The organism is Cupriavidus sp. R6-3 (assembly GCF_059772245.1).
In genome coordinates this window covers 16609-43021 of sequence record NZ_JCBAJO010000003.1, presented here as the reverse complement: position 1 = coordinate 43021, position 26413 = coordinate 16609, and the positions used below count along the sequence as shown (strand labels likewise).

The following is a 26413-nucleotide window of genomic DNA, read 5'->3' as shown; positions in this document are numbered from 1 at the left end:
GCCTGTATAAGGGTCAGCCTTGCGCGGGGTCGCGATCGCCCCGTGCCGTCAACATCAGAAGAACCGATTGCGATGCATCGATGCGCCCATCGGCGCGCAGCATTTGCGCCGCGGCGAGCCCGGCTCCGGCGCAGAGTTCCACCCAGAATCCTGCCGAGGCCAGCGCGGCGGTGCTGGCGCGGGCGGCATCGTCCCCCACGACCACCGCGCCGCCGCCCGAGCGCGTCACCGCGAGGACCTGCTGCGCGGTCACCGTCGAGCCCGCGGTCGAGAACTGCTGCGTGGCGCCGTAGAAATCCCCCTGCTGCGGTTCGCCGGCCAGCACGCGCCACAGCCGCGGAAACGGCTCGACGGCCCAGAGCTGCGGCACGCGGGCAAGCCGCCGTGCGGCCACCAGATCGCGCAGCGCGCTATAGATGCCCCACAGCAGGTCCCCGCGCGCGGTCGGCACGATGACGTGGTCGGGCTCGCAACCCTGGTGCACCCATTCGAGTGCCGCGGCGCGATAGCCCTCCACGCCGAACACCGGGCTGCCCACCGCGGGAATGCTGTAGTTGGTCAGCGGGAACGCGCCATCGTCGCGGACGCGTTGGCGCACATGCTGCCACCGCGCATGACCGGTCTCGCAAACGATGCGTTTCGCCCCGTAGTAGCGCAGCGCCGCATCGAAGATCGGCGGCAGGTCCCGATAGGTCGCCACCTCGCACGCCAGGCCGGCCGCCGCGCAATAGGCCGCGGCGGATACCGCCGCGTTGCCGCTCGAGGCGAGCACCACTTCGCTCGCGCCGATCGCCAGCGCACGGCTCACCGCCTGGGCCGACATGCGGTCCTTGTGCGAGCCGGTCGGGTTCGCCCCTTCGTTCTTGATCCATACCGAGGCGACGCCAGCCAGCTCGGCCAGCGCGGGCACCGGAAGACAAGGCGTGTCGCCCTCGCCCAGCGTCACGCCATTCAGATACGGCAGGCAGTGCCCCCAGCGATAACCTGTGCTTTTTGGTGCAAAATCGAAGGCTCGCGCGTCGTAGACCGCTTCGACACTGCTGGGTCGGCCCCGGCTGTGACAGGCAGGGCAACCTTCCGGCAGATCGGAAACGGGATAGATGGCCTCGCAGCTGATGCATTGCAGCGCGTGCAATGCCGGGTTGAGAGTCGGGTTGATGGCCGAAAGCGGCTTCGATGAACGGTCGAGAAGCATGGCGAAAGACGACGATTGCATGAAACGAAGTCTACGGCGCGGCATGCCATTGCAATCAAAGCCATTGCGGCTTTTCAATAAGACGAACTTATAGGGTCCCTATGAAAGAGGCGGCGACAGGCGCAGGCGAACCGTCCATCAGCGCCCGGCAGATCGAGGTATTCCGCATGGTCATGCGCCTCGGTTCCGCGCGCCGCGCCGCCGAGGCGCTGCATATCAGCCAGCCGGCCGTGACGCAGATCGTCCTGCAACTGGAGAAGATCGCGCAGCTGCGACTGTTCGACCGCAGCAAGGGCCGCATGGTCCCGACCGCCGAGGCGACCGCGCTGATGGACGAAGTCGAGCGCGTCTATATCGGCCTCGACGCCGTCCAGCGCAAGATCGACCTGCTCCGCCAGCACGAGGACACGATGCTGCGCGTCGGCGCGCTGCATGCCATGGCCGCCAGCGTGATGCCGATGGCGGTCGCCAGCTTCTCGCACAGCTACCCGCGCAGCCATTGCCGATTGGAGGTAGACAGCTCACGCGCGCTGCGCGAGCGCCTGCTGCAGCGCGAGCTCGACCTGGCCTTCATGGGCGATGAGGTTGACACCAGCGGTCTAACCGCTTCGGAGTTCTACGCCGTGCCGGCCGTCTGCATCGTGCCCGCGACGCATCCATTCGCCGCGCGCGCCAAAGTCGGCGTCGCCGACCTGGCCGACGCCCCGCTGATTGGCCTCGACGCCGCCGACCCGGCGCAACGGCAACTGGAAACCGCCTTCGCCGAACACCAGATCGCACCACGCTTCGTCGCAACGACGCCGTACAGCCATACGCAATGCGCGCTGGTGCTGGCGGGCGCCGGTCTCGCGATCACCAATCCCCTTGTCGCACGGACCTATCTGGCGCTTGGGCTTCGGAGTGTTCCGTTTGCCGGGGCGGTCCGATTCCGCGCGATCCTGGCATTTCACCCCGGGCGCGGCCAGTCATCGGCGGCGCAGCATTTCGTCAGTCTTTGCCGGCAGGGGGTCAGGGATTTGGTGCAGCGGTAGGTTTGGCCTCAGCTTAGGCTGCTGCTTCGGGCTCGTGGCCAACGACCTCGATGTTGTGGCCGTCCGGGCCGATGACGAAGGCGGCGTAGTAGTTGGGGTGGTAGTGCGGGCGGAGACCGGGGGCGCCGTTGTCTTTTGCACCCGCTTCGAGCGCTGCGCGATAGAAGGCATCTACCTGCTGGCGTGTTTCGGCTTTGAATGCGAGGTGGAGATGGGCTGGTTTTTCGTCGGTTTGGAATAGGCAGAGGGAAGGCTTGCCTGGGGGGCAAATTTCGACGCCGTAGGACGGTGGGCCCTCTGAGGCTACGGCTACGCCGAGCGGTTCGAGGGCCTTCAGGAAGAACGCTTTGCTCGCGGGGTAGTTGGTAACGCCAAATTTGACGTGGTCGAACATGGGAGCCTCGTAAAGCGTAATGCCTCTGCCATGAGCATATTCCTAAGTTGTCGTTCAAGATGCATCCGCCCGACCGAATCTTCGCTTGCAAGGTTGTTTAATCGGCGCAAGCGTTGCGGTTACCTTTGGTACGCACAGATTGAGAGTACCACCAGATGATTTGCATCGAAGGGGCCGACGCCAGAGATGGTGGGCAAACGGAATTGACGACAAAGCGGCCGGCGACCGTGCCATTGCCCGCACGCTCTGATGCCGGTTTGTAAGCGCCTGTGCTGGAAATCGTGCACGGAGCCGAAGCGCCGGGGGAGCAACGTCGTCGACATTCCGCCCGGCATCGGATGGCCAATCCGCTCGCTCGTCTGACATTGCGAACGCCGTAAAACGACATCCTCCCGACCATCAACCGCGCTACTGATTTTGCAGACGACGCGCATTGCCCGACCGAGCCCATCAAGACAAAGGACTGCGTGGCAGCAGCCGGCCTGCTCGCTCCTGCCATCACGACGGGTGGAGCCTGCCCCTTCGTTACAATACCAAGCCGAGCTGCGTCTGCGGAGATGTCGTAGCGCGCCGCCAGAGCCATGCGTCAAACTCGCGTCGGGGAAGCGCAAGCAGATCTGCAGCACAGCAGAACGCCCTCCGGAGAAAATGGTAGTCGTCATTCTCGACACCCACCCTCCTGGCAAACGTGCGCACGTGCCGATCCACGGCGATCGAGTCGATGCCGACCAGGCATCCCATATAGTCAACCGTCTTCGGACCGATCCCGTGAAGGGTCTGCATGGCGCGGCGAAACGCTTCCAGCATTAGTTGGGTACGCAAGTCTTGCAGGTCCTCGACGCCCCGGGCTCTCAGAAATACGACCAGGGCTTCAAAACGCGCGACTTTTTCGTGATGTCGCCAGTTCAGGAATGCTCCGGTTTCCCGCGCCTCGATCAAGTCAAGCAAGGCCGATATCGTGTCAATCTGGGGGTAGGCGCGCATGATGTACAGCACGCGCGGGCGGACCACCGTCACGTAGTTCAAACCCGCCTGCAGGACTGAATCCGCCAGCACCGCGCCGAGATGCCCGCAGGTGACCCTAGGAGTGTTCTGCTCGGCAAGGGCGCCCTCGTCTCTAGCAAAGTCCGCGATCCGTCGAGCAGCCCTTAGTACTGCTATGGCAGATTCCTGCGCTCCTCTCATACCAGCTCCGCCAGCTTCAATGCTTTGAGCCGCTCCACGCAGTTGGGGCAAGCCCCACAGGGAAACTCGGCCGACGCTTGACAAGAGTATGTCCGGCCGATCGGCACGCCAAGATCGACAGCAGCACGTACTACGTCCGCTTTAGTTGCATAGCGGAAAGGGGAGTGAAAGCGCACTGGCCCAATAGAAGTTGTCAGTGCATCGAGGTTGTTCATGAAGGCTGCGGTGCAGTCTATTTCCTTGGCATGGTTACTGTTGATGAAGCCGGTGTACACGTCCAAGATGCCAACCGTCTGTGCCCGCGCTGCGGCCGCGGCAAAGAACAGCATGGTGCGGTACGGGATGTACAGGTCATCGTCCTTAACTACCTCGTTCCAGAGGTCGGCCTCGCGGATCAAGCGCGACGGGGAGTCCCGGAAGACGTCTGAGATGTCATACCTCGCCGGCCGACGCATCGTTGGCGGGAGTACTTCATTTACCCTGCTCCATTCGGTCTCCACGCAATGCTGCCCGTAGTCGAAGAAGACTGGCACTACATCGACGCCCTTCGAAAAGAGTTGGTAAGCCACGGTCGTCGAATCCAACCCGCCGGAAGCTAGGAGCAGCGCAGCTTTCATACCATTGTGATCCTTAATTTGGCCAGCGCGTCGAACATGCCGTTCAGGCACTCGTCAAGGTCCGCGGAGTATACCGAACTTCCCACCATAACCATCGTATTGTTGTTCTCTTCACGCGGGTCGAATGTAATAACCGGCTTACGTAGCTCAATGGCCATTCCTATTTCCACCAAGGTACCCGGATCGCGCCCCAATGGAATCGCAAAAATGGCGTCGCAATCCTTTAACAGTTGGCAATCCAACAGGTAGGTGCGGCGTAAGGCGCCATCGCTGGCGGGCTTCGCCAGTTCGCCATTCTCCTGGACGGGTCGCCGCACCCGGAAGTTGTGATAAGCCAAGCTCTCGACAGCACGATCCAGTTCTGGCTTATAGACGTATGAGAAATCTGGTCCTGCCAGATAGATGGAGAAGCGCTGGCGCTCGTGCCAAGGCAGAGTCGTCCCGCTCAGTCCACGCAGTTCCTCCACGGTGAGCGTCAGGCTACGCTGCAGGTCTCGCCGAAAATCATCCGGATACGTGGTGTGCGCATACGCAGTAGCCGCTTGGCATCCCCGCCACGCCGCCTCAGCCCAGCCGCGCTCGGCGTAGGCAACCATCACCGCAGAATAGACATCACCCACACCAACGGAATTGGCCGTCTTGCCAAGGGTGGCTGGAATTTCCTCCACACTGCCATTCCGAAGGTCGAAGAGCCGGCTGCCGCCGCGATTCTCCTTCAACAGAAAGACTTCGGGGGAGAGTGTTGCCACTTCCGCAAGCAGGGGATCCAACGATCCCGCCCCGAGCGTCGCAAAGATGTGCGACGACGTGGATAACATGATGGCTTCAATGCAGTCTCGGAACTGCTGCAAGGACGCGAGGCTGTCCACGTCATAGGCCGCGTCGATTGAAAATCGCGCATTCGGAGAGCATCGGCGTCGCAAATCGTCTATATCGTACCTACCAGGAAAGACCATCACCCGCGCGTATCCCTGCAGGTCCGGCCCCGGGTCGCGCGGTATTACATGCTTGCGGTCACGCAGTAGGTCTTCGTATCCTTGGTGCGAAACCTCCGTTGGATCACCAATGACAATGACGTTCGGCGCACCGACGACATCGCCCAGCAAGTGGAACTCTTGGCATCCGTGCGCCTCCAGATAGCGACGCGCTTCACCTTCCAAGTACTGCGGACAGAAGGCGGCCACGGCATACGGCACGCCTGCCGCCCATAGCCCTCTCGCGGCATGGACGATGCCGCCTAACCTTAGCTTGCATTCCGCCTTCTGGTAGGGGTGAGTGAAGTCGACCACAATTTCCCCAGCGATCAGCACTGGGACGGTGCGCGTCTCCATTATTGGGGAACGAAGTCAGCTTCAACGGTGGGTATCGGCGCAAGCGCCGACGATGTGACCACGCCTGCGTAGCTAACCCCTGCCTTCAGGCAGGCAGCGAGGTAGTTGTAAGAGGTTGGAAGGGCCCCAACTTTGATTCCGCGCTGATCGACCGCGAAAACACGCCTTTCAAAAACAAGAGTTAGCGATGCGCCCTCGGCAGGCACGAGTCCGGACTGTGCGAAGTAGTCGCACTGTGCCACTTCTTCCAGCACCGTCGAGAATGCCTGCTGACACCGGTCGACGCCGCTCGTTCCGCCCCCGCCCGCTCCGGGCCCACTCTTCGGTGGGGTGGATCCAGAATAATCGGAAAAACTGCCAGACCCCGAGCTTCCCATTCTATCCCCTTCACATTCGGTAAATTGTGGTATTCAGACTCACTCTTTTTCTCAGCACGACGGGCATTTATATCCGCGCGTGGCAAGCCCGACAGTCGCTGCGCGCCATTGACTAACAAGTCAGCGCCATTGCTAGAAATTGCCGCCTCCAGCGGAAGAGAGCTTACGACACTGACGGCGCACATGAGTATTGAATAATTTTTCAGTCGGTAACCAGTCTACATTTAAATAAGAGAGACAACGCATCGTCACCCCCAAGAAAGGGGGGTTGCGTCGCGACAAAATGTCGGATCGAACAGCAGAATGAGATCGTCGTTGTACAAGCCCTTCGCGACTAGCCTGTGAAAACGCACATAACACGGCCGTCGATCGCAAGAAAATCCGTATCGCCAAACTGGAGCAGCACGCAAGAAATTAGGCGTAGCCGCGGGCCACACAGTGGTCACACATGCGACCGAAACGGGCTCTGGTCGGCCGGGACCACCATTTCGCAATGGCGAACGTACTGTGCCTCAGCGATTGGGGGAAAACCGCAACCTCGACACGGCAATCAGCAGCTCTACGATTTCTTCGTCAAGGGGAGCACCCTGACGAAGCCATTCGCCAACGCGGGCCAGTAATCTGTTGGCCAACTGAGACCCATGGCCAGGACTTCCTTCACCGATAGGTCGTTTTCCTGGAAGGCGGCGAGTGGCTGTTCCAGATGCACGACTACCTGTGTCGGGTGGGTCATCGCGGGCGAAGCTTGCTCAGGTCTCAGGAGCTTTTTTCTTCGATGCTATCGCGGTCGCGTTACGGAGACTCCGCCGCCGTAGGTGCGAACGTGGGTTCGATTCCCGCCGGCTCCACCGATCCTTCCTTTCGGCAGTTCCGCCGAACTACTGATGCAAACATTGAACAAAAGCCCGGCAATGCCGGGCCCTTGTTTGTTTTTGCGTTGCACCGATTATTCCCGGTCCACGCCATACCACGCGTCGCGCAGCGGCCCGACCCGGACGTTCTCGAAATCGGCGGACGCCTGCAACCACTTTTCGACCGCTTCGCGCTGCTCGGCGCTGACCGAACCGCGAGCGGCGTTCAGCAGAACATAGGCGGACAACTGGTAATCGTCGATGGCGCCCGCCATCAGCAGTCCGTTGGCCTCGATGGCCTCTTGCAGGAACCGGTCAAGCAGCGCCTCCGGATCGCCCTGGCGAGCCGGCTCGGAGACATCTGCCATCACCTCGAACGCCAGCTCCTGATACTCACCAATATGGAGCTTCTTGCGTTGGCGGTGGTTGTAGCGGCGGGAAGACTTCATGGGGATTCCTTTGATGCTTCATGAGAAAGGCGCAATTGTGCCAGCGTTCGCGGCCTCGTTCCCGTCCATCCTCCGAAGTTTTCGCCGAATCTTCCGCGATTGAGTCGCCGGAGTCTCAGGCGAGCAATGTCAAGGCATCTGCCAGTGAAAGCACCGTCGTACGGGATTCGAAGGCTGTCGAGAAGAGATGATCGTGCACGACCTGATCCGGGTCGTAGCAGCAATCCTTGACCGTGAACAGGCGGAAATCCGCATCGCTCGCGTACGCGACCGAAGACAGCATCACGCCGGTCGACGCAATGCCAACCATGATCAGCGTATCGATACCTTGGGCGGACAGTCGTACCTGCAGGTCGGTACCGAAGAACACGCTGGCACGGTGCGCGATGATGATCGGTTCATCGGCCTGCCGACCAAGTTCCGGCGAGATCTGGTCTTCGACGAAAAGACCGAGTTTCTTGACACCCTGCCCGTTCTTGTTCAACGGACTGACTTCCGGATAGCCAGGACTGAAATGGAACTTCGCGAAATAGACGCTGACGCCGTTGGCTCGCGCAGCGTCACACAGCTTGCGCGTATTGGCGAGCAACGTGGGTGCGACCGAGGGGAACAACGCCAGAATGTCGGTCTGATAGTGCATGACCAACAGCGCGGTTTTTGCGGGATCGATTGCCGGAATCTGCATGGTCATATCGCGCATCGGAGGCGCATTCCTTATCTTTGTCGACGATCTGCTTAATCAAACGAGGGCGCTGGCACAACGATGAACTTTACCATCGCCATCATCAGCCGAAATTCGGCACCGTCTCCCCGGCCCGCAACGTCAGGACTCGCACGCCGTTCCCCGTGACAGCGACCGTGTGCTCGAATTGCGCGGACAGCCGGCCATCGCGCGTCACCACCGTCCAGCCATCGTCTTCGGTCCGGACGGCGTGCCCGCCTTGGTTGATCATCGGCTCGATGGTGAACACCATGCCTTCGCGCAGCTCCAACCCTGTTCGCGGCCTTCCCCAGTGCAGGACTTCGGGCGGCTCGTGCATTTCACGCCCGATGCCATGCCCGCAATATTCCCTGACGACCGAATAGCCGTGCTTTCGCGCGTGCCGCTCGATCGCGTGCCCGACATCGCCAAGCCGGGCGCCAGGGCGAACAGTCTGGATGCCTTTCCACATGGCTTCGTAGGTAACCTGCACGAGCCGCTTGGCTAGTGGTGACACCTCGCCAACAAGATACGTCTTGCTCGAATCGGCGATATAGCCGTTCTTCTCCAACGTGATATCGAAGTTGACGATATCCCCGTTCTGCAGGATGTCCGACGTCGATGGAACGCCGTGGCAGACCACGTTGTTGCGAGAAGAGTTCAGCGCGTACGCATACCCGTACTGCCCTTTGCTCGCCGGGCGCGCTTGCAGCTCATTGACGATGAAGCTGTCGACCAAGTCGTTGACCTGCATGGTAGACATGCCGATCAGATTTAGTCGGTCTAGATAGGCAAACACCTGGGCCAACAATCTGCCCGACTCCGCCAGAATCGCGATTTCTTCCGGCCGCTTTGTCATGTCGAAGCGACCTTGATGCCTTGCGACACCACACCAGCCGCCCGCAATTCCCCCGCCACGATCTCATTGAAACTCTGCGTGGGATTCATTTCGCACAGCATGCCGATCTTGATCCAGAACGCCGCTTGCGCATTGATCGACCGACATGACACGGCGCTTGCCTTGCGGATTTGATCGTGCAGATCGTCGTCGATATTGACTATGCCCATTGCGGTATCTCTATATGGTTCATATACGAATCATATACGCAAGTCGATTTGCTGCGCAAGGGATGAGCCGCCTGCTGGCGCATGCCACAATCTTCGCCAGCCAACACAAAAACGGAGTAGACGCGATGACTGCCACGACCATGGGCATTGACCACATTGGCCTTACCGTTGCAAACCTCGAAGCTTCGACGCGCTTCTTTACGGAATGCCTGGGCTGGCGCGTATTCGGCAGCAACCCTGCATACCCCGCTGCGTACGTCACCGACGGCACAGCCAAGATCACGCTGTGGCAGGTCGCGGATGCAACCGCGTTCGCGGCGTTCGATCGCAAGAACGCCGTCGGCCTACACCATCTCGCCTTGAAGGTTCCGGATCGGTCTTCACTCGACAGGCTTTTCGAACGGGTCCGCGCTTATCCCAGCGTTCAGGTGGAGTTTGCACCGGAGCCGTCCGGCAACGGGCCCAAGTGGCATGCGATGGTGTTGGAACCGGGCGGTACGCGACTTGAGCTGAGTTTCGATCCTCGATAGCTGGCGAATCCGGCAAGACGAACGCGACCATATACGGGCAAATAGTAGGCGCTAGAGATACACTCGGCTGCTTCGCGAGGAACGAGAGCAAACATGGAACTCTCGCAGGTGATCCTCCGAAATATCAAGCTAACGGCGACCGCGTGTACGTTGAAGTCGAGCTAGCACCAAGACTAGCGGACAATTGAGGGCTAGCCCATGTTGTCCGCCTTTGACCACAAGCGGTTATCCCGGCACGGCGCCAGAAATCCGGATCAAAGACACCGGTCGGTACACTGCCGTCCGATATATGTCAGTTGCCCACAGGGATAGCATTTTCAGAAACTCATTGAATGGTGCTGCATCGTGTTTAGCCTGGAAGATGGCCCGCGCACGCTTCGCTCGCCCGAGGCGTGCAGAGTTCGTAAGCTCATGCTCAGCGAGCCGCATGTCGCCCCCCTTGCGCAGTACGTCGAGCGCATGCGCTTGGCGAATCCGGATTGGCAATTTCCCGACTTCGATCCACTCGACGGCGGCGTGAACGCTGAGCTACTGTTCCTGCTTGAAAAGCCGGGGCCGATGACGTCGCCAACAGGAACACGTGTCGGCTCAGGATTCATCTCTCGGAACAATGATGATCCAACCGCCGAAAACGTCTACAACTTCATGTTGCAAGCCGGCATCCCTCGGAAGAGCACGGTGCTCTGGAACGTGATGCCAGGGTGGAACAACAAGATTCAGTTCACCAACAGTGAACTTCGCAGCGGGATTGAGCATCTTCGCGAGGTTCTGCCGCTCCTGCCGAAGGTGACGACCGTAGTGCTAGTGGGAAGCCAGGCGCGCAAGGCTCTTCCCCTTCTGCAGGCGCTTGGTATGCGTGTCTTCATGTCCGCGCACCCTGGGCAGCAGGTTTACCGGTTCAATCCAACAATGTGGCGCTCCATTCCGGACCAATGGAGGGAAGCTTGGCTAGCTCACCAAGCCAACCTACACCCCAACTCCCCTAGCCCATGTGTATCCGTTTAAGAGATGGCATGGACGCCTGCAAGTGGACCGCGGCGAAGGCGCCAATGAAGCGTGAGAGCGCATCCTTCGAAGCCCAACCGATTGCCAACTCTCCCCCTCACCGCCGAAACCAAACCACCGACAACCCACCCCCCACCACCAGCAACACCACCGCCCCCGCCGCCAACAACGCACTCACCTCGACCTCCTTCCGCTCCAACGCAAACCGGCTGGTGAGCCGCCGATAAACCTGCGTCAAATCAGCAGCCGAACTGGCCTGAAAGTACTCACCATCGGTCAGCATCGCAACCTGGCGCAAGGTGGCCTCATCCAATTGCACGGGCGAAGAAATACCCGGTGGCGCCGCGCCCTCTTCTAGCGGTGTACCGAAGCCAACGGTGTAGACCCGCACGCCTCGCTGGGCGGCCATGCGTGCGGCGTCCAGAGGGTCCGGGCCGGTGGTGCGGCGGCCATCGCTGAGCAGGATGATTGCGCCGTGCCGATAGGAACCGGGGCTCGCCGAGGGCTGCTCCTGTTCGCGTTTGCGGACGGCCTCGGCCGCGGCGGCTTCTGACAGCGATCTGCCGCCCGGTCCGGGGGCAAGCGACTCGCCTCCGAAAATGATCGCCTCCAGGTCGATGCCATCGTTGGGCAACAGCACCGCCAGCGCCTGGATCAGTCCGCTGCCGGTTGCTGTGCCGTGCTGGAGTTGAAAGCGGTCGATCGCATCGAGCATGTCCTGCCGGCTCTCGGTAGGCGGAAGCACCACGGTCGCGGTGGCAGCAAAAGAGACAATGCCCAGGCGCACGCTTGCCGGCAACCCGATGATGAAATCGCGCGCGGCGTGCTGGGCGGCGGCGATTCGGGTGGGTGCCACGTCGGCCGCCGCCATGCTGCGGGAGGTATCCATCGCAAGCACCACCGTGACGGTGTCGGAGGGCAGCGTGATCGTGGCGGTGGGACGGGCGCAAGCCAGCAGGGCGACGCCAAACCCCAGCAAGACGAGGAACGGCGGGATGTGGCGCCGCACTCGTTGCTTGCGGCCCAGGGCGGCGCGCGGCAGCGCAATACTGGCGTACATCAAGGCGGCTTTTTTGCGCCGCGCAATCACGTAGAGGTAGGCGGCTGCCAGCAAGGGGAGAGCCAGCAGCAGCCAGAGCATTTGTGGCCAGAGAAACTGCATGCCCTGCTCCATGGCGCGTGGTATGACGATGGTACTGCGTTTCCAAGTCTGGCATTCGCGCCAACTTTTCGCTCCGGCCATTCGCGCCTCGAGCATTCGCGCCTCGAGCATTGGCGCCTCGGCATTGGCGCCCCGGCATTCGGGCCGCGGCATACGGGCCGCCGCATCCGCTCGGGCACGAGCTCAGGCATTCCCATGCATCCCTCGCCCTTTCCCGCACCGCAGTTTTCTCTTATGATGCCGCGCGTCATATCGGCCGGTAGAAGGACGACCGCCGGTCGGTAAATGACGGCGCTTTGCCAGCGTTCGACGCCATCCCGGGCGTCATCGACACACCATAAAAAAACAGCACAACAACAAGGAGTCACCTTGAATAAGTCCATCCGCACGAGTCTGCTCGCGCTGGCCGCCATGGCCGCCGTTCATGCGCACGCCGCTCCCACGCTGGTGCAGTCCGTTCAGGGCTACACGCTGCAGAACGACAAGATCGTCACCTTCAGCGGCCTGGTGTTCGACCAGGGCAAGGTACTGGAGACCGGCGATGCCGCCGCGCTGCGCGCGAAGTATCCCGATGCCAGGCGCATCGACGGCCAGGGCAAGACGCTGCTGCCGGGCCTGATCGATGCCCACGGCCATGTGTTCCGGTTGGGCTTCAAGACGACCGAGATCTCGCTGTCGGGCACGCGGACCCTGCAGGAAGCGCAGGGCCAGATCCGCGACTATGCGAAGAAGAATCCGCAGCGCCAATGGCTGCTCGGCTATGGGTGGAATCAGGTGAACTGGAAGCTGGGCCGCTTCCCGACCGCAGCCGAGCTCGATGCCGCGGTGTCGGACCGTCCGGTGCGCCTGGTGCGCGTCGATGGCCACGCGGCGTGGCTGAACACCAAGGCGCTGCAGGCGGCCGGCATCACGCGCGACACCAAGGACCCGGCCGGCGGCCGTATCGAACGCGATGCGAACGGTAATCCGACCGGCGTGCTGATCGACAAGGCCATGGCGCTGGTCAATAACGTGATCCCGCCCTACTCCGACGACGATCGCCGTGCCGCGCTGGCCGCCGCCGTCGCGCATCTGAACGCGCTGGGCCTGACCTCTGTCGGCGATGCCGGCGTGACCGTTGCCGACGATCGCATCTATCGCGAGTTCGCCGACCAGGGCAAGCTCACCACGCGCATCTACGGGATGATTCGCGACGCCGGCGAGGACTTCAAGACGCTGTCCGCCAAGGGCCCGCTGATCGGTTACGGCAACGATCGCTACGATCTGCGCGCCGTGAAGCTCTACGGCGACGGCGCGCTCGGCAGCCGTGGCGCCGCGCTGATGGAGCCCTACACCGATGACCACGCGCATAGCGGCCTGCTGTTCATGAGCGATGCCGCGATGCAGGCCAGCGTGAAGGCCGCGCTGAAGGCCGGCTACCAAGTCAATGTGCATGCGATCGGCGACAAGACCAACCATCAGGTGCTCGACGCGATGGAAGTCGCTTACAAGGACGTGGGCGGCCGCGAGCTGCGCAATCGGATCGAACACGCCCAGGTGGTCTCGCTACCCGATATTCCGCGCTTCAAGACGCTGAACCTGATCGCGTCGATGCAGCCGACCCACGCCACCAGCGACATGAACATGGCGGAAGACCGCATTGGCAAGGAGCGCATCAAGGGCGCCTATGCCTGGCAGACCTTCCTGAAGCAGGGCACCGTGATCGCGGGCGGCTCGGATTTCCCGGTGGAATCGGCCAACCCGTTCTACGGGCTGCACGCCGCGGTCACGCGCACCGACCATGAAGGCCGGCCCATCAAGGGCTGGCACCCCGAGGAAGCGATGACGCTGCCGCAGGCGTTCCGCGCGTTCACGATGGATGCCGCGTACGCGCAGCATCAGGAAAAGACGCTGGGTTCGCTCGAGCCGGGCAAGTGGGCCGACTTCATCCTGGTGGACCGCGATCTCTTCAAGGTCGCACCGGCCGACATCTGGAAAATCCAGGTGCTGGAGACCTGGGTGGCGGGTGAACGCGTGTACGCGAAGGGTGATCAGGCTGCGAAGCGCTGATCGACCGCCCCAACGTCGCCCGATAGAAGCCCTGCTGGACCATCGTTCAGCAGGGCTTTTTTTGCGGGCCGCCGTTCGCAATGACGCGCGATTCTGCCTGACAGATGGTTACTGCCCATCGCCTCCTTTGGTGCGTGGTGCCGATTCCGATGGCCGCCCGAGCCCTCGCTGCGGCCTCCGGAGGCAAACAACGCTAGTATTCGCCGAATCCGCCCTTCATCGATTCGGTATGAAATTCAAGGAAATCTATGCCTTTCGCGCGGTAATGCGCACGGGCTCCATGACGGCCGCGGCCAACGAGCTGTTCATGTCGCAGCCCAATGTCAGCCGGCTGATCTCGCAATTGGAAGCCTCCACCGGCCTGACGCTCTTTACCCGCAATGCCGGCCGGCTCGCGCCGACCGAAGAGGGATTGGCTTTTCTGCGGGAGGTTGATCGCACCTTCGTCGGGTTGGAAGCCCTGAAGGACGCCGCGCGCAATATCCGCCAGTTCGGCGCGGGCCGGCTGCGCATCGCCACGGTGCCTTCGTTGGCGATGACGGTATTGCCGCTGGTGCTGCAACGCTTTCATGCGGACCATCCCGACGTCTACGTCGCCATGGAAACCGGCAGCACGCAGCTCGTGGCCGAGCAGGTCGGCAACCGCCATTGCGAGCTCGGACTGGTTTCCTATTTGCCCACTGCCGCCGTGACCGAGGCGCATCCGGTAGCCGAGCTGTTCGGCTGCTGCGTGCTGCCGCCCGGCCATCGGCTTGCGGCCCGCGAGGTCATCACGCCGGCCGACCTCGCCGGCGAACCGTTCATCTCGATGGCCCATGGCGATGGGCTGCGCGCCGCCGTGGATGCCGCCTTCGCCGGCGACGACCGCCGGGTGATGCATTTCGAGACGCCCTATGGCGCGACCATCTGCAATATGGTCGGTCTTGGGCTGGGCGTGGGCATCGTCAATCCGCTGGTCGCCCGCATGTACCGGCACACCAATATCGTGGTGCGGCCATTCGAGCCCCGCGTGCCCTTCGTCAGCTATCTGCTGCTGGCGCGCAATCGGCCGGCCAATCTGCTGGTGGACCGCTTTATCGCGCGGCTGCGCGAGGTCATCGACGCGGAAATCGAAGGCTTGGCCGATTGAGATCCCACCTCAGACGCCACCTCAGACGCCACCTCAGACGCCACCTCAGACCCCATCAGCTTTTCGTATAGGTACCGCACGAATTGGTATTTGCGCGTATCGGGGGTCGGTGCGCATACTCGCTCGCATTGGCAACACCGGCCCGGCGCCACGGTTCCGGCCCAGGGCTGCCGCGATATTTGCGAGTCCCCACATGACTTTTGACAGGGCCCAAGGCCCGTTCCCGACCCGCGCGAGGGCGTGCTGAATGGGCAACGCCTCCACTCCCTCCCAACTTCCGATCTTCGATGTCGCCGTCATCGGCGGTGGCCTGGTCGGCTCGGCCGTGGCCTATGGCCTGCGCGGCAGCGTCAATTCCATCGCCGTGCTCGACGAGGGCGACGTCGCCCTGCGTGCATCGCGCGGCAACTTCGGCCTGGTCTGGCTGCAGAGCAAGGGCTACGGCATGGGCGCGTACAGCCGCTGGACGCTGGGCTCCGTGCGGCTGTGGCCTCAGCTGGCCGCGCAACTGCTGGCGGAAACCGGCATCGACGTGGCGCTCGAGCAGAAAGGCGGGCTGACCCCGCTGATGGGCGACTACGAGATCGAAGCGCGCCTGGCCTGGGTCAACAAGCTGATGTCCCAGCCGGGCGTCGAGCCCTACGAATGGAAGCTGCTGGATCATCACCAGGCGGCCTCGCTGGTGCCCGGGCTCGGCCCCGACGTGACCGGCGCCATCTGGACCCCGCACGACGGCATCGTCAACCCGCTGAAGCTGCTGCGCGCATTCCATATCGCTTTCAGCCAGAGCGACGTGCGCTACCTCCCCCATCACGGCGTAACGGCCATCACGCAGCTGTCGGACGGCGACTTCGTGCTGGACACGCCCAAGGGCAGCGTGCGCGCCCGCAAGATCGTGCTGGCCGCGGGCCTGCGCAATGGCGAACTGGGCCGCATGGTCGGCACCCATCTGCCGATGGCGCCGCAGCGCGGCCAGATCCTGGTGCTCGAACGCACGCGCCGCCTGCTCGATACCCCGATGGTGACGCTGCGCCAGAACGACGAAGGCAGCTGGCTCGTGGGCGATTCGCAGGAGGATGCGGGCTACGCCGACCATGTGACCACGTTGCCGATCCTCGCCACGCTGGCCGACCGCGCGGTGCGCACGCTGCCGGCGCTGCGCGAGGTGCGTGCGGTGCGCGCCTGGTCCGCCCTGCGCGTGCGCGCGCAGGATGGCTTCCCCGTTTACGAACAATCGGCCAGCCACCCCGGCGCGTTCCTGGTGACATGCCACAGCGGCGTGACGCTGGCGGCCACGCATGCGATGACGCTCGCGCCGATGATCGCCGCCGGTGCGTTGGCGCCCGAGCTGGACACTTTTTCGACCCGGAGATTTCATGTTCAGAAGACTTGATGCACCCGTCGTGCAAGCTGCCGGCCGCACGGTGCGTGTCATCGTCGACGGCGTCGCGCTGGAATGCCGCGAGGGCGACAGCGTCGCCGCGGCCCTGTTCGCGGCCGGCGTGCAGGCCTGCCGTGACACCGCCGTGTCGGGCGCGGCGCGCGGTCCCTTCTGCATGATGGGCGTCTGCTATGACTGCCTGGTGCGCATCGACGGCCGGCCCAACCAGCAGGCCTGCATGACGCCGGTGCGCGATGGCATGACGGTGCAGCGCCAGCTGGGCGCGCGCGAGGTGGCGGTATGAACGATATGGCATCGGACATGGCCTCCGACATGGCTTCCATTTCCGCCGAGATCCCGCAGTACGACCTGCTGGTGGTGGGCGCTGGCCCCGCGGGCCTGGCTGCGGCCACCCGCGCCGCCGGCCTCGGCCTTGTCACCGCGCTGATCGACGAGCAGCCCGCCCCGGGCGGCCAGATCTATCGCGCAGTCGGCAGTACCCCGGTGCAGGATCGCAACATCCTCGGCGCCGACTACTGGCACGGCCTGGAGCTGCTGGAGCCCTTCGCACGCAGCGGCGCACGCTATCTGTCCTCGGCCACCGTGTGGTCGATCAATCGACGCGAGCCGCAGGCCGGCGGCCAGCCGGCGGGCTTCGAGGTCGCCTACTCCGTGTCCAAGGGTGGGGAAGAACCGCAGGCCTCGCTGCTGCACTGCCGGCACATCATCTTGGCCACGGGCGCCCAGGAGCGGCCCTTCCCCATCCCGGGCTGGACCTTGCCGGGCGTCATCACGGCAGGGGCCGGGCAGATCCTGCTCAAGACCTCGGGCGTCGTGCCGGAAGGACGCACCGTGCTCGCAGGCGGCGGACCGCTGCTCTATCTGCTGGCCTATCAGTACCTGAATGCGGGCGTGAAGCTGGACGCCATTCTCGAAACCACGGCAAGCAGCCAATGGCTGCAGGCGCTGCCTCATGCGTGGAGCTTCCTGCGATCGCCCTACCTTGGCAAGGGCCTGACGCTGATGCGCGCGGTCCGCAATGCGGTGCCCATCGTCAGCGGCGTCACCGCGCTGGAGGCGTTGGCGGGCGCGAATGGCCAGCTGGCCGAAGTGCGATATACCGCGGGCGGCCAGAGCCGTTCGATGGCCGTTGACCAGTTGCTGCTGCATCAGGGCGTGGTCCCGAATACCAACCTGTCGCGCGCTGTCGGCGCCGAGCATGCGTGGAACGACCTGCAGGACTGCTGGGAACCGGTCGTCGATGCCTGGGGCGCGACCTCGGTGCCGCAACTGAGCATCGCCGGCGACGGCGCGGGCATCGCGGGCGCGATGGCAGCGGAGCACCGCGGGCGCATCGCGGCCGTGCATGTCGCCGCGGCGTTGGGACGCATCGACACCGCCGCCCGCGACCGCGAGGCCGCACCGCATCAGGCTGCTCTCGCACGCGCTACGCGGGGCCGGGAATTCCTCGAGGTGCTGTACCGCCCCGCGACGCAGTTCCGCCGCCCGGTGGGCGACACCATCGTCTGCCGCTGCGAAGAGGCCACCGCCGAGCAAGTACGGCATGCCGCCCGCATCGGCTGCCAGGGCCCCAACCAGATGAAGGCATTCCTGCGCTGCGGGATGGGCCCCTGCCAGGGCCGGTTCTGCGGACTGACGGTGACCGAGCTTATCGCCGACGAGCAGCAGCGCCATCCGCGCGACGTGGGCTACTACCGGCTGCGCTTCCCGACCAAGCCCGTGACGCTGGGGGAAATCGCCACGCTGCCGCAGACCCCGGCATCGCGCGAGGCGGTCGTGCGTTTCAAGAAGTAAGGGGTGATGGCCAGCGTGCCCGGCATGCAGGTGCGGCTGGCCAACGCCACCAGGAAACTATCGCGTCGAAGAACGCGTCGCCGGACTGCCATGCGGTACGGCGCAACACAACTAGAAAGCGAGCACCGCAGGCGACAAGCGTCGGGGCATATCGAAGCTCCGCCCGCGCCCAAGGTGCCGCAACGATCCAGTGCAGCAGCGACATCCTGAGAGGATTCCACCCATCTACGAGGACCAACCATGGCATTTTTCAAGATCGTTCCCGCTGTCGTACTGGCATTCGCTGCCACACAAGCCGTCGCCCAGGAATTGCCTCCCGGGCCCATCCGCATGCTGGTCGGCTTCGCGCCCGGAGGCGGCAACGATGTCATCGCTCGCGTCGTCGCCACGCAGTTCCAGTTGAACACCAAGCAGACCATGGTGGTGGAAAACCGGCCCGGCGGTGGCAGCACCATCGCCACCGCGGAGATGGCACGCGCCACGCCCAACGGCTCGGTGCTGCTGCTCGGATCGGTGGGCGGACAGGCTATCGCCCCGTCGGTCTACAGCAAGCTGCCCTATGACCCGGTCAAAGGCGTACAGCCGGTCTCGCTGGTGGCCAAGTCCGCCAACGCGCTGGTCGTGAACAACGCGCTGCCGGTGAAGACGGTGCAGGAGCTGCTGGCCTATGCGAAGGCCAATCCGGGCCAGCTCAATGTCGCGTCGCCGGGCAACGGCACGATCTCGCACCTGTCCGCGGAGCTGTTCAAGAGCATGGCTGGCGTGGCCATCACCCACATCCCCTATCGCGGCGATGCGCCTGCCATGCAGGACGTGATGGCGGGCCAGGCGCAGATGACGTTTGCCAGCCTGCCGTCGGCCAAGGCCGGCGCCGACTCCGGCAAGGTCCGCATCATCGCGGTGACCAGCGCCAAGCGCGTGGAAACCATGCCGGACGTTCCGACCATCGCCGAGTCTGGCGTGCCGGGCTACGAAGTGGTGTCCTGGTATGGGGTCTTCACCACCGGCGGCACGCCCATGCCGACCGTGAAGCGCCTCGCCCAGGAAATCGCCGCGGTAGTGGCAACCCCCTCGGTCCGCAATTCCATCACCAAGCAGGGCATGGAACCCAGCGCACTGGGCCCGGTGGAATTCGCCCAACTCGTGAACCGCGATTCCCAGAAATGGGACAAGGTCGTGAAGACAGTAGGGATCAAGCTGGACTGATTTTTTTGATTTGCAGTGCCCCTGTAGTACTCGCCCGGGCGTCGGAGGACGGCCCGGGTTTTTTTATCGAAGGCTCACTTCGGCTTGCCGGCCAAAATAGGTCGACCCGAACGTTGTCTCAATCCAATGCCAACCACCGCTACGCCAGCATCAAATCCAGGTTCTGAATCGCTGCACCAGACGCGCCCTTTCCAAGATTGTCGAAGACCGCGGACAGAAGGACGTGCCCGTGCTCCTTGCCAGCAAATATGCTCAGGCGCATGTCGTTCGTACCGTTCAGCGCTTGGGGATCCAGATGCTTCAAAGCGCTCGATTCCTGCAGCGGCAAGACATGTACGTGGGCCGCGTCGGCATAGTGGCGGGCGAGGCAGGCGTGTAACGTGTCGCCATTGACGCCCGGGGCCAGCAGCCGCAACGCCAGCGGCACCGTCAGCACGATGCCCTGGCGGAACGATCCGTATGCGGGGACAAAAATAGGCGGCTGCGCGAGCCACGCGTGCTGCTGGATCTCCGGCGTGTGCTTGTGCGCGAGTTCCAGCCCATAGACCTGGAATGACGGCGCGCTGGCGGCGCCCGGCCCCTCATATTCCTCCACGCCGGCGCGTCCGCGCCCCGAGTAGCCGGATACCGCATGAATGCTGATGGGGTAATCGCCCGGTATCAGCCCGGCCTGCACCAACGGACGCAGCAGGCCAATTGCACCGGTCGGATAGCAACCCGGATTGGTGACCCGACGTGCGTTTGCAATTCGCTCCGTCTGCTCTGGCGCCATTTCGGGGAATCCGTATGTCCAGTCCGGGTGTGTACGGTGCGCGGAGCTGGCGTCGATGACCCGGACCGCGGGATTGACAATGGCCGCCACTGCCTCGCGCGCGGCGGCATCCGGCAAACAGAGGATGGCGATATCGCAGGCATTCAAGGCTTCTGCGCGCCGCCGCAGATCCTTGCGCTCGGCAGCCGCCAGCGTCATCAGCCGGATGTCGGTCCGGTGACGCAGCCGTTCGTGGATCAGCAACCCGGTGGTACCTTGGTCGCCGTCGATGAAAACAACAGGAGAGCTCATACCTGAAATACTCCGCTGACTTGGGGTTGCAAGAAGTAGAACGACGAACGAGCCCTTATGTTCGGTGGACCGCTACAATCGGGAAAGTTGAATTTCACAACGAGAACATTCATCTTTCCTGAACCCGGACGCCAACATGCGAGAGATCAGCCTGGACCGCTTGCGCACCCTGGTCACCATTGCTGACCGCGGCTCATTTGCCGACGCGGCACGCGCATTGCACCTGGCGCCGCCAACGGTCAGCCTCCATATCGCCGAACTGGAAGACCGCATTGGGGCGCCACTGCTGTCGCGCAAGCGCGGACATGTCAGGCCGTCGGCGATCGGAGAGGTGCTGGTGGAGCGCGCGCGTCGGCTGCTGGCCGATGCGGAGCAGGCGTTGGACGATATTCAACGCCAGGTGCAGGGGCTGGAAGGACGCGTGCGGCTCGCTGCGTCGACCGGCGCGCTCGCGCACCTGTTGCCGCAAGCGCTCGAGGGCCTGCGCCAGCGCCATCCCGCTATCGACATTCAGGTTGCCGTGCTGACTTCACAGGAAACGCTATCCCGACTGGCGGATGGGACGCTGGATGTGGGACTGGTCGCACTGCCTCAGCCACCGGTAGCTGGACTCGTGATCAAGCCGTGGAGGCGCGACCCCGTGATGGCCTTTGTGCCGGCGCATTGGCGTTGCCCGGCGCGCGTCACGCCCGAATGGCTCGCTGCCCAACCTCTGATTCTCAATGACGCGACCACGCGGCTTTCCCGCCTGACCGCTGAGTGGTTCGCGACGGCGGGCTATCATCCTGCGCCTCGCATTCAGCTGAACTACAACGATGCGATCAAGAGTCTGGTAGCGGCAGGTTATGGCGCGGCGCTGTTGCCCTACGAGGCGACGGCGCCATTACCGGACAAGCGCATTGTCATGCGTCCGCTGCGCCCGGCGTTGTGGCGTCGGCTCGGCATTGCACATCGTGCGGGGCACGTTGAACGTTCCACGCAACACGTACTGGATATGCTGCGGGATCTGAGATTGGCGTAGGAGCGCCCGTTTTTCGCCTCGGTTCGTTCTCGCCGCGGCGCAATCGTGGTCGCATCGGTGTGGCGGATCGCCGTGGAAATGGCCCACTCAAGCGGTATCATGAGCGCCCTATTCAAAGGAAATACCGCGATGCAAGTCCTGGTCGACGCAGACGCCTGCCCGGTCGTAGTCAAGGAAATGTTGTACCGAGCGGCGCAACGCCTGGAAGTGTGCGTCACGCTGGTCGCCAATCAGTACATGCGCACGCCGCCTTCGCGCTTCATCAAATCGATCCAGGTGCCGGCGGGCTTCGACGCCGCCGACGACCGGATCGTCGAACTGGCCAACGCCGGCGACCTTGTGATTACGGCGGACATCCCACTTGCATCGGCTGCCCTGGACAAGGGCGCCCACGTGCTCGAGCCACGAGGAAGCTGGTTCACCCGGGAGAATATCCAGGAGCGCTTGACGATGCGTGAGGTGATGGACCAGCTCCGCGCCTCGGGCATCGATACGGGCGGGCCGGCGCCGTATTCCGCTCAGGACAGCAAGGCGTTTGCCGGCCAATTGGATCGGTTCCTGGCGCGCCATGCGCCGCCGAAAGCGGTCCCCTGACGCGTACTAGACATAGAAAGGCATGGGTGGACAAGCGAGACCCGCCCCAGAGATGCTCGGAGCTTTACGCCTTCTCGCCACGAGGCGGCGCACAGGATTCCCGCATGACAACATGCGTCGTCAGCCGAATCTTCTCGCCCTCCAGCGGCTTCCCCTCGGCTCTTCCCGACCCCACGCCAATAGACCGCAGCAGCATCTCCGCGGCCGCCGTCCCCACCGCCTCCAGATCCCAATTGATCGCCGTGATCGCCGGCGAGTAAAGCTGCGCGAGATCGCTGTCGCCGACGCAGATCAGGCTGACATCCTGCGGCACGCGGTTCCCGGTCTGCTTCATCGCCTGCAGGACGCCGGAGAGAATTCGTGTACCGAGGCAGATGAACGCGGTCGGGCGATCCTTGGCCGATAGCAGCGCCAATGCATCGCTGAATGACAGATCCATGGCCGAGCGGCTGGAACGCACCAGCGTGTTGTCCACAGTCAGGCCGCGTTCTTCCATCGCTTGGCGATAGCCGTTGATGCGCTCGCGACCCGGGCGCAGTGCGCCGTCGGAGGTCATCAGGGCGATGCGGGTGTGCCCCAGATCGAGCAGATATCGTGTCGCTTCGTATGAACCGCGGGCGTGTTCGACATGAACGCCGACACCGTGCGCGCCGAAATCGCGGTCCATCGCAACAACGGCGAGATCGCGGGAGATCTGGGCCAGGTAATCGGGGCGCTCGGTTTCACAGGGTCCCAGAATCAGTCCGTCGACGCGGCGGCGTCGGAAGAGGTCCACCATCAGCTCTTCCTGCGCCTTGTTGTTATGCGTGTTGCCGACCACCATCGCATAACCTTCGCGCTGCAGCCGCGTCTCCACTGCCGTGATGATCCGGGCGTATAGCGGATTCGCCAAATCGGAAACCAGCAGGCCCACGACGCCGGAGGTGCCGGTGCGCATGCTTTGCGCAATCGGGTCGGGTGCATAGGCCAGTGCCTTCGCGGCGCGCTCGACGGCCTGCAGCGCGGCCTCGCTCACTGGACCGCTGCGGTTCAGTGCGCGCGATGCCGTGCCCACCGAAACGCCGGCGGCCCGCGCCACGTCACGGATGGTGACGCGGGCGGGCGTATCGGAGCTGGGGGTGCGCGTTCGGCTGGTCATCGATGATCCGGCGGAAATGTATGAGCCTGAGGCAATCGTCGCAGGCTTGCTGGCCCGCTATTATCGTCGAAAGCCAGGGCCAGGCCGTGCCGTTTGCCTCAGTACATGGCACGCCCGCCGCTGATGTCGAACACCGCGCCCGTGCTGAAGCTGCAGCGCTCGGAACACAGCCAGGCGGCCATCTCCGCCACTTCCTCGACTCGCACAAAACGCTTCATTGGCACACGTTCGAGCAGGCGTGCCTGCAATAGCGCCCGCTGGCTTTCGTCGTGAGCGCCAAAGATGTCGGTATCCGCCGCGCTGGGCGTGATGCAATTGACCAGCACGCCCGTTTCCGCCAGTTCCTTGCCGAGGCTCTTCGTCATCGATATCAAGGCGGCTTTCGATGCCGCATAGGCGCCGGCAAACGGATTGCCTTCCTTGCCGGCGACCGAGGCCACATTGACCACGCGGCCCCAGCCATTTTTCACCATGGCGGGCACGATTGCCTGCGCGCATTGCAACGCGCCGAAGACGTTGACGTCGAACACCAGCTTCCATTCGTCGACCGACGCATCGACCGTAGGCCCTCTGCGTCCGAGGATGGCGGCGTTGTTGACCAGCGCCGTGGGCGTACCGAACGTTTCGACGGTTTGCGCGAATGCGAGGTCTATCTGTCCGCGATCGGTAATGTCGACGGCGACGCCCAATACGCGGGGGCCATCGCCGCGCAAGGCGCGAACGGCGTCATCGAGCAGCGCCCGATCGCGATCCCACAGGGCGACCGCGTATCCGTCCGCGGCGAGCCGGCTGCTGATTGCGAGCCCGATGCCGCGCGCGGCGCCGGTTACCACCGCGATCCGGCGTTCCGAATCCCTGCCCTCGGTGGCGTTCATTGCGGTGCTCCAATCCGCCGGATCGGATCGCTGCCGTCCCAGTTCTTCGCGGCCTCCGCAATCGCGGCAAAATATTCGCCCTTGCCGCCGGACATTTCGGAGATCTCGACGATATTGCCCGGCAGGTCCGCATGCACGTAATAGGCGAATCGGCCGCGCATGCCCATCCGGCCACCGTGGCGCTCGACATAGCCGCTGGCGCGCAATCGTTCGGCAAACTCGTCGAACCGGTCGTCCGTCCAGTACGCGATGTGCTGCATCCCTTCGCCGAATTGCCTCAGCGAATCGAGATACAGCGACGGCGCATCATTGCGCTGCTGGATCAGCTCGATCTGCACGCCGCCCGAATTGGCCAGCGCGATCGAGAGATCCGGCAAGGCCGACGCCTCGCCGTAATAGCGGAATTCGGTCGTGCCGACTTCCTTCTTGTAGAACCACGGTCCGACGCCCAGCACCTCGCTCCAGTGCCGCATCGCCTTCTCGATATCGCGTACGACGTAGCCGATCTGGCATACGCCTCCGAACAGCAAGCTCATTTCGGCTCCATGTCATTGCAACGTTGGAAACGTTTCCATCACAATACGGTAGCCGATGGCGCGGCGTTATGCAGCATAGCGTTAACCATGATTGCTGCCCGCATTCACCTTAGCCACACTGAGATGGAAACGTTTCCACTACGCCGGAGACGTGAACCGATACCCGCATCGCAGAACGGGCGAACCCCATGGAGACAGACATGAAGACACTCTTCACCACCGCGCTGCTGGCCCTGGCGGCCACGGCCGCCCAGGCGGCGGACCCCGCCAACTATCCCGAGCGCCCCATCCGCATGCTGCTGCCCTTCTCCGCTGGCGGTGGCGGCGATACGCTGGGCCGCTTTCTCGCCGAACGCTTTGCCGCACAGCTGAAGCAACCGGTGGTGGTGGAGAACAAGCCCGGCGCCGCCGGCACGATCGGGACCCAGTCCGTTGCGACGGCGACCCCGGACGGCTACACGATCATGATCGGCGGCATGTCGACGCATCCGCTGGCGGCCGCGACGTACGCGAAGCTGCCCTACGACCCCGTGCGCGACTTTCAGAGCCTGGGGACCATCGGCAATTCGTCCATCGTGATGGTCGCGTCGAACTCGTATCCCGCAAACAACCTGAAAGAGCTGACGGCTCTGGCCCGCAAGCAGCAGGCGCCGGTGCAATACGCCAGCTGGGGCTCGGGATCGACCGGACATTTCTGCGGCGAGATCCTCAGCCAGAAGGCCGGCATCCCGCTGCAGCACGTGCCCTACAAGGGCACCGCGCAAATCATCACCGATCTGCTCGGCAACCATATTTCCGTGGGTTTCGTCGACATGGTCACCGCCACGCCCTTCGTCAAGGAGGGCAAGGTCAAGGCGCTGGCCGTCTGCACGAAGCGCTCACCGAGTCTGCCGAACGTGGCCAGCTATCAGGAGCAAGGGGTGGATTTCGACCGCGAATTGACATGGGCGATGTATGTCCCGGCCAAGACGCCGAAGCCGATCGTCGACAAGCTGTCGGCCGTGCTCGAGAAGACGCTGAAGGAACCCGAGGTCGTCAGCAAGCTGCTGTCGCTCGGCATCACGGCGAAATACGTTTCCGGGGCCGAGCAGCAAGCGATCAATGCGCGCGATATCCCGATGTGGAAATCGATCGCAAAACAGGCGCAGATGGCGCTGAACTGACGCATCGCGGCGCTCGTGCTCTCCCCTCTTTCATGACGACACCACAAGAACGATTTATGCCTTCCACACTGAATGAAGCCCGCATCCAGACCGTACGCGATCATATGGCGCTGGAGTGCGTCCACGATTGGGACGCGGTGATCGACACCTTCGCGCATCCCCGCTACGAAATGCACGGCAGTGGAACGGTATTCGATGGCGAAGCCGAGGTGCGGGGCTATTTCGATTCATCGCGCGTGCCATTCCCCGATCTGAAGAACGAGATCATCGCGATTGCGGCCGATGGCGATACCGTGCTGGTCGAGTTCTGGCTGCAAGGCACGCACCTGGGTCCGTTGAAGGCCAACGGAAAGACCTATGCGCCGACGGGCCGCACGTTCCGCATCCGGATCGCCGCCACGTTCGAGTTCGCACCGGGCTCGGACAAGATCATCTGCGAACGGCCGTACTCCGCCCCGGATGCGAAGCTGCGCGCGCTGGGCCTGTTGTAAAGCGCCACCGGCCTGGCCATTCCCATATCACGCTGGGCTATGGGTCCCAGCTCTGCC

The 26413-nt window shown here is 63.4% G+C and carries 27 protein-coding genes; 13 read left to right on the top strand and 14 right to left on the bottom strand.

The genetic code is table 11. From position 1 onward, the window contains the following. Positions 1 to 13: 13 nt before the first annotated feature. Positions 14 to 1195, bottom strand: a complete 1182-nt coding sequence (locus AC6EI8_RS01425; protein WP_498381072.1) for a pyridoxal-phosphate dependent enzyme — start codon at positions 1193 to 1195, stop codon at positions 14 to 16. Positions 1196 to 1296: 101 nt separating this feature from the next. Between AC6EI8_RS01425 and AC6EI8_RS01420 the strand changes: the two genes are divergently transcribed. Continuing rightward, positions 1297 to 2226, top strand: a complete 930-nt coding sequence (locus AC6EI8_RS01420) for a LysR family transcriptional regulator (RefSeq protein ID WP_498381071.1) — start codon at positions 1297 to 1299, stop codon at positions 2224 to 2226. A gap of 13 nt (positions 2227 to 2239) precedes the next feature. On the opposite strand, the gene AC6EI8_RS01415 is transcribed toward AC6EI8_RS01420, so the two are convergent. The 8 genes from AC6EI8_RS01415 to AC6EI8_RS01380 all read right to left on the bottom strand — a co-directional run bounded on the left by AC6EI8_RS01415 (position 2240) and on the right by AC6EI8_RS01380 (position 9198). Next, positions 2240 to 2620 (bottom strand): VOC family protein, encoded by a 381-nt coding sequence (locus AC6EI8_RS01415; RefSeq protein WP_498381069.1) that lies wholly within the window; start codon positions 2618 to 2620, stop codon positions 2240 to 2242. A 525-nt stretch (positions 2621 to 3145) separates the two neighbouring features. Further along, positions 3146 to 3805, bottom strand: a complete 660-nt coding sequence (locus AC6EI8_RS01410; protein WP_498381068.1) for an HhH-GDP family DNA glycosylase — start codon at positions 3803 to 3805, stop codon at positions 3146 to 3148. Continuing rightward, entirely contained in the window at positions 3802 to 4422 is a 621-nt protein-coding gene (locus tag AC6EI8_RS01405; protein ID WP_498381067.1) for a 7-cyano-7-deazaguanine synthase, read from the bottom strand. The genes AC6EI8_RS01410 and AC6EI8_RS01405 overlap by 4 nt, the downstream gene beginning before the upstream one ends. Beyond that, positions 4419 to 5753, bottom strand: a complete 1335-nt coding sequence (locus AC6EI8_RS01400; RefSeq protein WP_498381066.1) for a nucleoside 2-deoxyribosyltransferase — start codon at positions 5751 to 5753, stop codon at positions 4419 to 4421. The genes AC6EI8_RS01405 and AC6EI8_RS01400 overlap by 4 nt, the downstream gene beginning before the upstream one ends. A 1323-nt stretch (positions 5754 to 7076) precedes the next feature. Continuing rightward, the gene (locus tag AC6EI8_RS01395; RefSeq protein ID WP_498381065.1) at positions 7077 to 7430 is read right to left on the bottom strand and encodes a YggL 50S ribosome-binding family protein; all 354 of its coding nucleotides are present in this window, start codon (positions 7428 to 7430) and stop codon (positions 7077 to 7079) included. Between the two features lie 115 nt (positions 7431 to 7545). Next, positions 7546 to 8130 (bottom strand): cysteine hydrolase family protein, encoded by a 585-nt coding sequence (locus tag AC6EI8_RS01390; RefSeq protein ID WP_498381064.1) that lies wholly within the window; start codon positions 8128 to 8130, stop codon positions 7546 to 7548. 85 nt (positions 8131 to 8215) lie between these two features. Next, positions 8216 to 8989 carry a type I methionyl aminopeptidase gene (map, locus tag AC6EI8_RS01385; RefSeq protein ID WP_498381062.1) on the bottom strand — a complete coding sequence of 258 codons (774 nt, stop codon included), beginning with the start codon at positions 8987 to 8989 and terminating at the stop codon, positions 8216 to 8218. After that, complete coding sequence (locus tag AC6EI8_RS01380) at positions 8986 to 9198, bottom strand: ParD-like family protein (protein ID WP_150082410.1); 213 nt, start codon at positions 9196 to 9198, stop codon at positions 8986 to 8988. Before AC6EI8_RS01380 ends, map begins: the two co-directional genes overlap by 4 nt. Before the next feature lie 125 nt (positions 9199 to 9323). Here AC6EI8_RS01380 and AC6EI8_RS01375 point away from each other — a divergent pair, with 125 nt between their 5' ends. Beyond that, positions 9324 to 9728 carry a VOC family protein gene (locus AC6EI8_RS01375; protein WP_498381105.1) on the top strand — a complete coding sequence of 135 codons (405 nt, stop codon included), beginning with the start codon at positions 9324 to 9326 and terminating at the stop codon, positions 9726 to 9728. Between the two features lie 345 nt (positions 9729 to 10073). Further along, positions 10074 to 10733 carry a uracil-DNA glycosylase gene (locus AC6EI8_RS01370; RefSeq protein ID WP_498381061.1) on the top strand — a complete coding sequence of 220 codons (660 nt, stop codon included), beginning with the start codon at positions 10074 to 10076 and terminating at the stop codon, positions 10731 to 10733. Positions 10734 to 10830: 97 nt separating this feature from the next. On the opposite strand, the gene AC6EI8_RS01365 is transcribed toward AC6EI8_RS01370, so the two are convergent. After that, positions 10831 to 11895 carry a VWA domain-containing protein gene (locus tag AC6EI8_RS01365; protein ID WP_498381060.1) on the bottom strand — a complete coding sequence of 355 codons (1065 nt, stop codon included), beginning with the start codon at positions 11893 to 11895 and terminating at the stop codon, positions 10831 to 10833. Between the two features lie 369 nt (positions 11896 to 12264). Here AC6EI8_RS01365 and AC6EI8_RS01360 point away from each other — a divergent pair, with 369 nt between their 5' ends. The 6 genes from AC6EI8_RS01360 to AC6EI8_RS01335 all read left to right on the top strand — a co-directional run bounded on the left by AC6EI8_RS01360 (position 12265) and on the right by AC6EI8_RS01335 (position 19475). After that, positions 12265 to 13944, top strand: coding sequence for an amidohydrolase (locus AC6EI8_RS01360; RefSeq protein WP_498381058.1), 1680 nt, complete (start codon positions 12265 to 12267; stop codon positions 13942 to 13944). 229 nt (positions 13945 to 14173) lie between these two features. After that, entirely contained in the window at positions 14174 to 15073 is a 900-nt protein-coding gene (locus AC6EI8_RS01355; protein WP_226105104.1) for a LysR substrate-binding domain-containing protein, read from the top strand. Positions 15074 to 15320: 247 nt separating this feature from the next. Then, complete coding sequence (locus tag AC6EI8_RS01350) at positions 15321 to 16466, top strand: NAD(P)/FAD-dependent oxidoreductase (RefSeq protein ID WP_498381057.1); 1146 nt, start codon at positions 15321 to 15323, stop codon at positions 16464 to 16466. Then, complete coding sequence (locus AC6EI8_RS01345) at positions 16450 to 16758, top strand: (2Fe-2S)-binding protein (RefSeq protein ID WP_150082418.1); 309 nt, start codon at positions 16450 to 16452, stop codon at positions 16756 to 16758. Before AC6EI8_RS01350 ends, AC6EI8_RS01345 begins: the two co-directional genes overlap by 17 nt. Positions 16759 to 16787: 29 nt before the next feature. After that, on the top strand, positions 16788 to 18269 hold the full coding sequence (locus AC6EI8_RS01340) for an FAD-dependent oxidoreductase (RefSeq protein ID WP_498381056.1): 1482 nt from the start codon (positions 16788 to 16790) through the stop codon (positions 18267 to 18269). A gap of 240 nt (positions 18270 to 18509) precedes the next feature. Then, complete coding sequence (locus AC6EI8_RS01335; protein ID WP_226105101.1) at positions 18510 to 19475, top strand: Bug family tripartite tricarboxylate transporter substrate binding protein; 966 nt, start codon at positions 18510 to 18512, stop codon at positions 19473 to 19475. Between the two features lie 139 nt (positions 19476 to 19614). Here AC6EI8_RS01335 and argC read toward each other — a convergent pair whose 3' ends face one another. Next, on the bottom strand, positions 19615 to 20538 hold the full coding sequence (gene argC, locus AC6EI8_RS01330; protein ID WP_498381055.1) for an N-acetyl-gamma-glutamyl-phosphate reductase: 924 nt from the start codon (positions 20536 to 20538) through the stop codon (positions 19615 to 19617). Between the two features lie 136 nt (positions 20539 to 20674). Here argC and AC6EI8_RS01325 point away from each other — a divergent pair, with 136 nt between their 5' ends. Beyond that, entirely contained in the window at positions 20675 to 21559 is an 885-nt protein-coding gene (locus AC6EI8_RS01325; protein WP_498381054.1) for a LysR family transcriptional regulator, read from the top strand. Positions 21560 to 21688: 129 nt separating this feature from the next. Beyond that, positions 21689 to 22153: a YaiI/YqxD family protein gene (locus tag AC6EI8_RS01320; protein ID WP_498381053.1), complete on the top strand. Its 465-nt coding sequence runs from the start codon at positions 21689 to 21691 to the stop codon at positions 22151 to 22153. A gap of 64 nt (positions 22154 to 22217) precedes the next feature. Here the strand turns inward: AC6EI8_RS01320 and AC6EI8_RS01315 are convergent, their stop codons facing one another. From AC6EI8_RS01315 to AC6EI8_RS01305, 3 genes are all read right to left on the bottom strand, one after another. After that, entirely contained in the window at positions 22218 to 23291 is a 1074-nt protein-coding gene (locus AC6EI8_RS01315) for a LacI family DNA-binding transcriptional regulator (protein ID WP_498381051.1), read from the bottom strand. A 98-nt stretch (positions 23292 to 23389) separates the two neighbouring features. Beyond that, positions 23390 to 24166, bottom strand: a complete 777-nt coding sequence (locus AC6EI8_RS01310; protein ID WP_498381050.1) for an SDR family NAD(P)-dependent oxidoreductase — start codon at positions 24164 to 24166, stop codon at positions 23390 to 23392. Continuing rightward, on the bottom strand, positions 24163 to 24702 hold the full coding sequence (locus AC6EI8_RS01305) for a VOC family protein (RefSeq protein ID WP_150082425.1): 540 nt from the start codon (positions 24700 to 24702) through the stop codon (positions 24163 to 24165). The genes AC6EI8_RS01310 and AC6EI8_RS01305 overlap by 4 nt, the downstream gene beginning before the upstream one ends. Positions 24703 to 24902: 200 nt before the next feature. On the opposite strand from AC6EI8_RS01305, the gene AC6EI8_RS01300 reads away from it, so the two are divergent. Further along, the gene (locus AC6EI8_RS01300) at positions 24903 to 25865 is read left to right on the top strand and encodes a Bug family tripartite tricarboxylate transporter substrate binding protein (protein ID WP_498381049.1); all 963 of its coding nucleotides are present in this window, start codon (positions 24903 to 24905) and stop codon (positions 25863 to 25865) included. After that, positions 25823 to 26356: an ester cyclase gene (locus AC6EI8_RS01295; RefSeq protein ID WP_498381048.1), complete on the top strand. Its 534-nt coding sequence runs from the start codon at positions 25823 to 25825 to the stop codon at positions 26354 to 26356. The genes AC6EI8_RS01300 and AC6EI8_RS01295 overlap by 43 nt, the downstream gene beginning before the upstream one ends. Positions 26357 to 26413 lie beyond the last annotated feature (57 nt).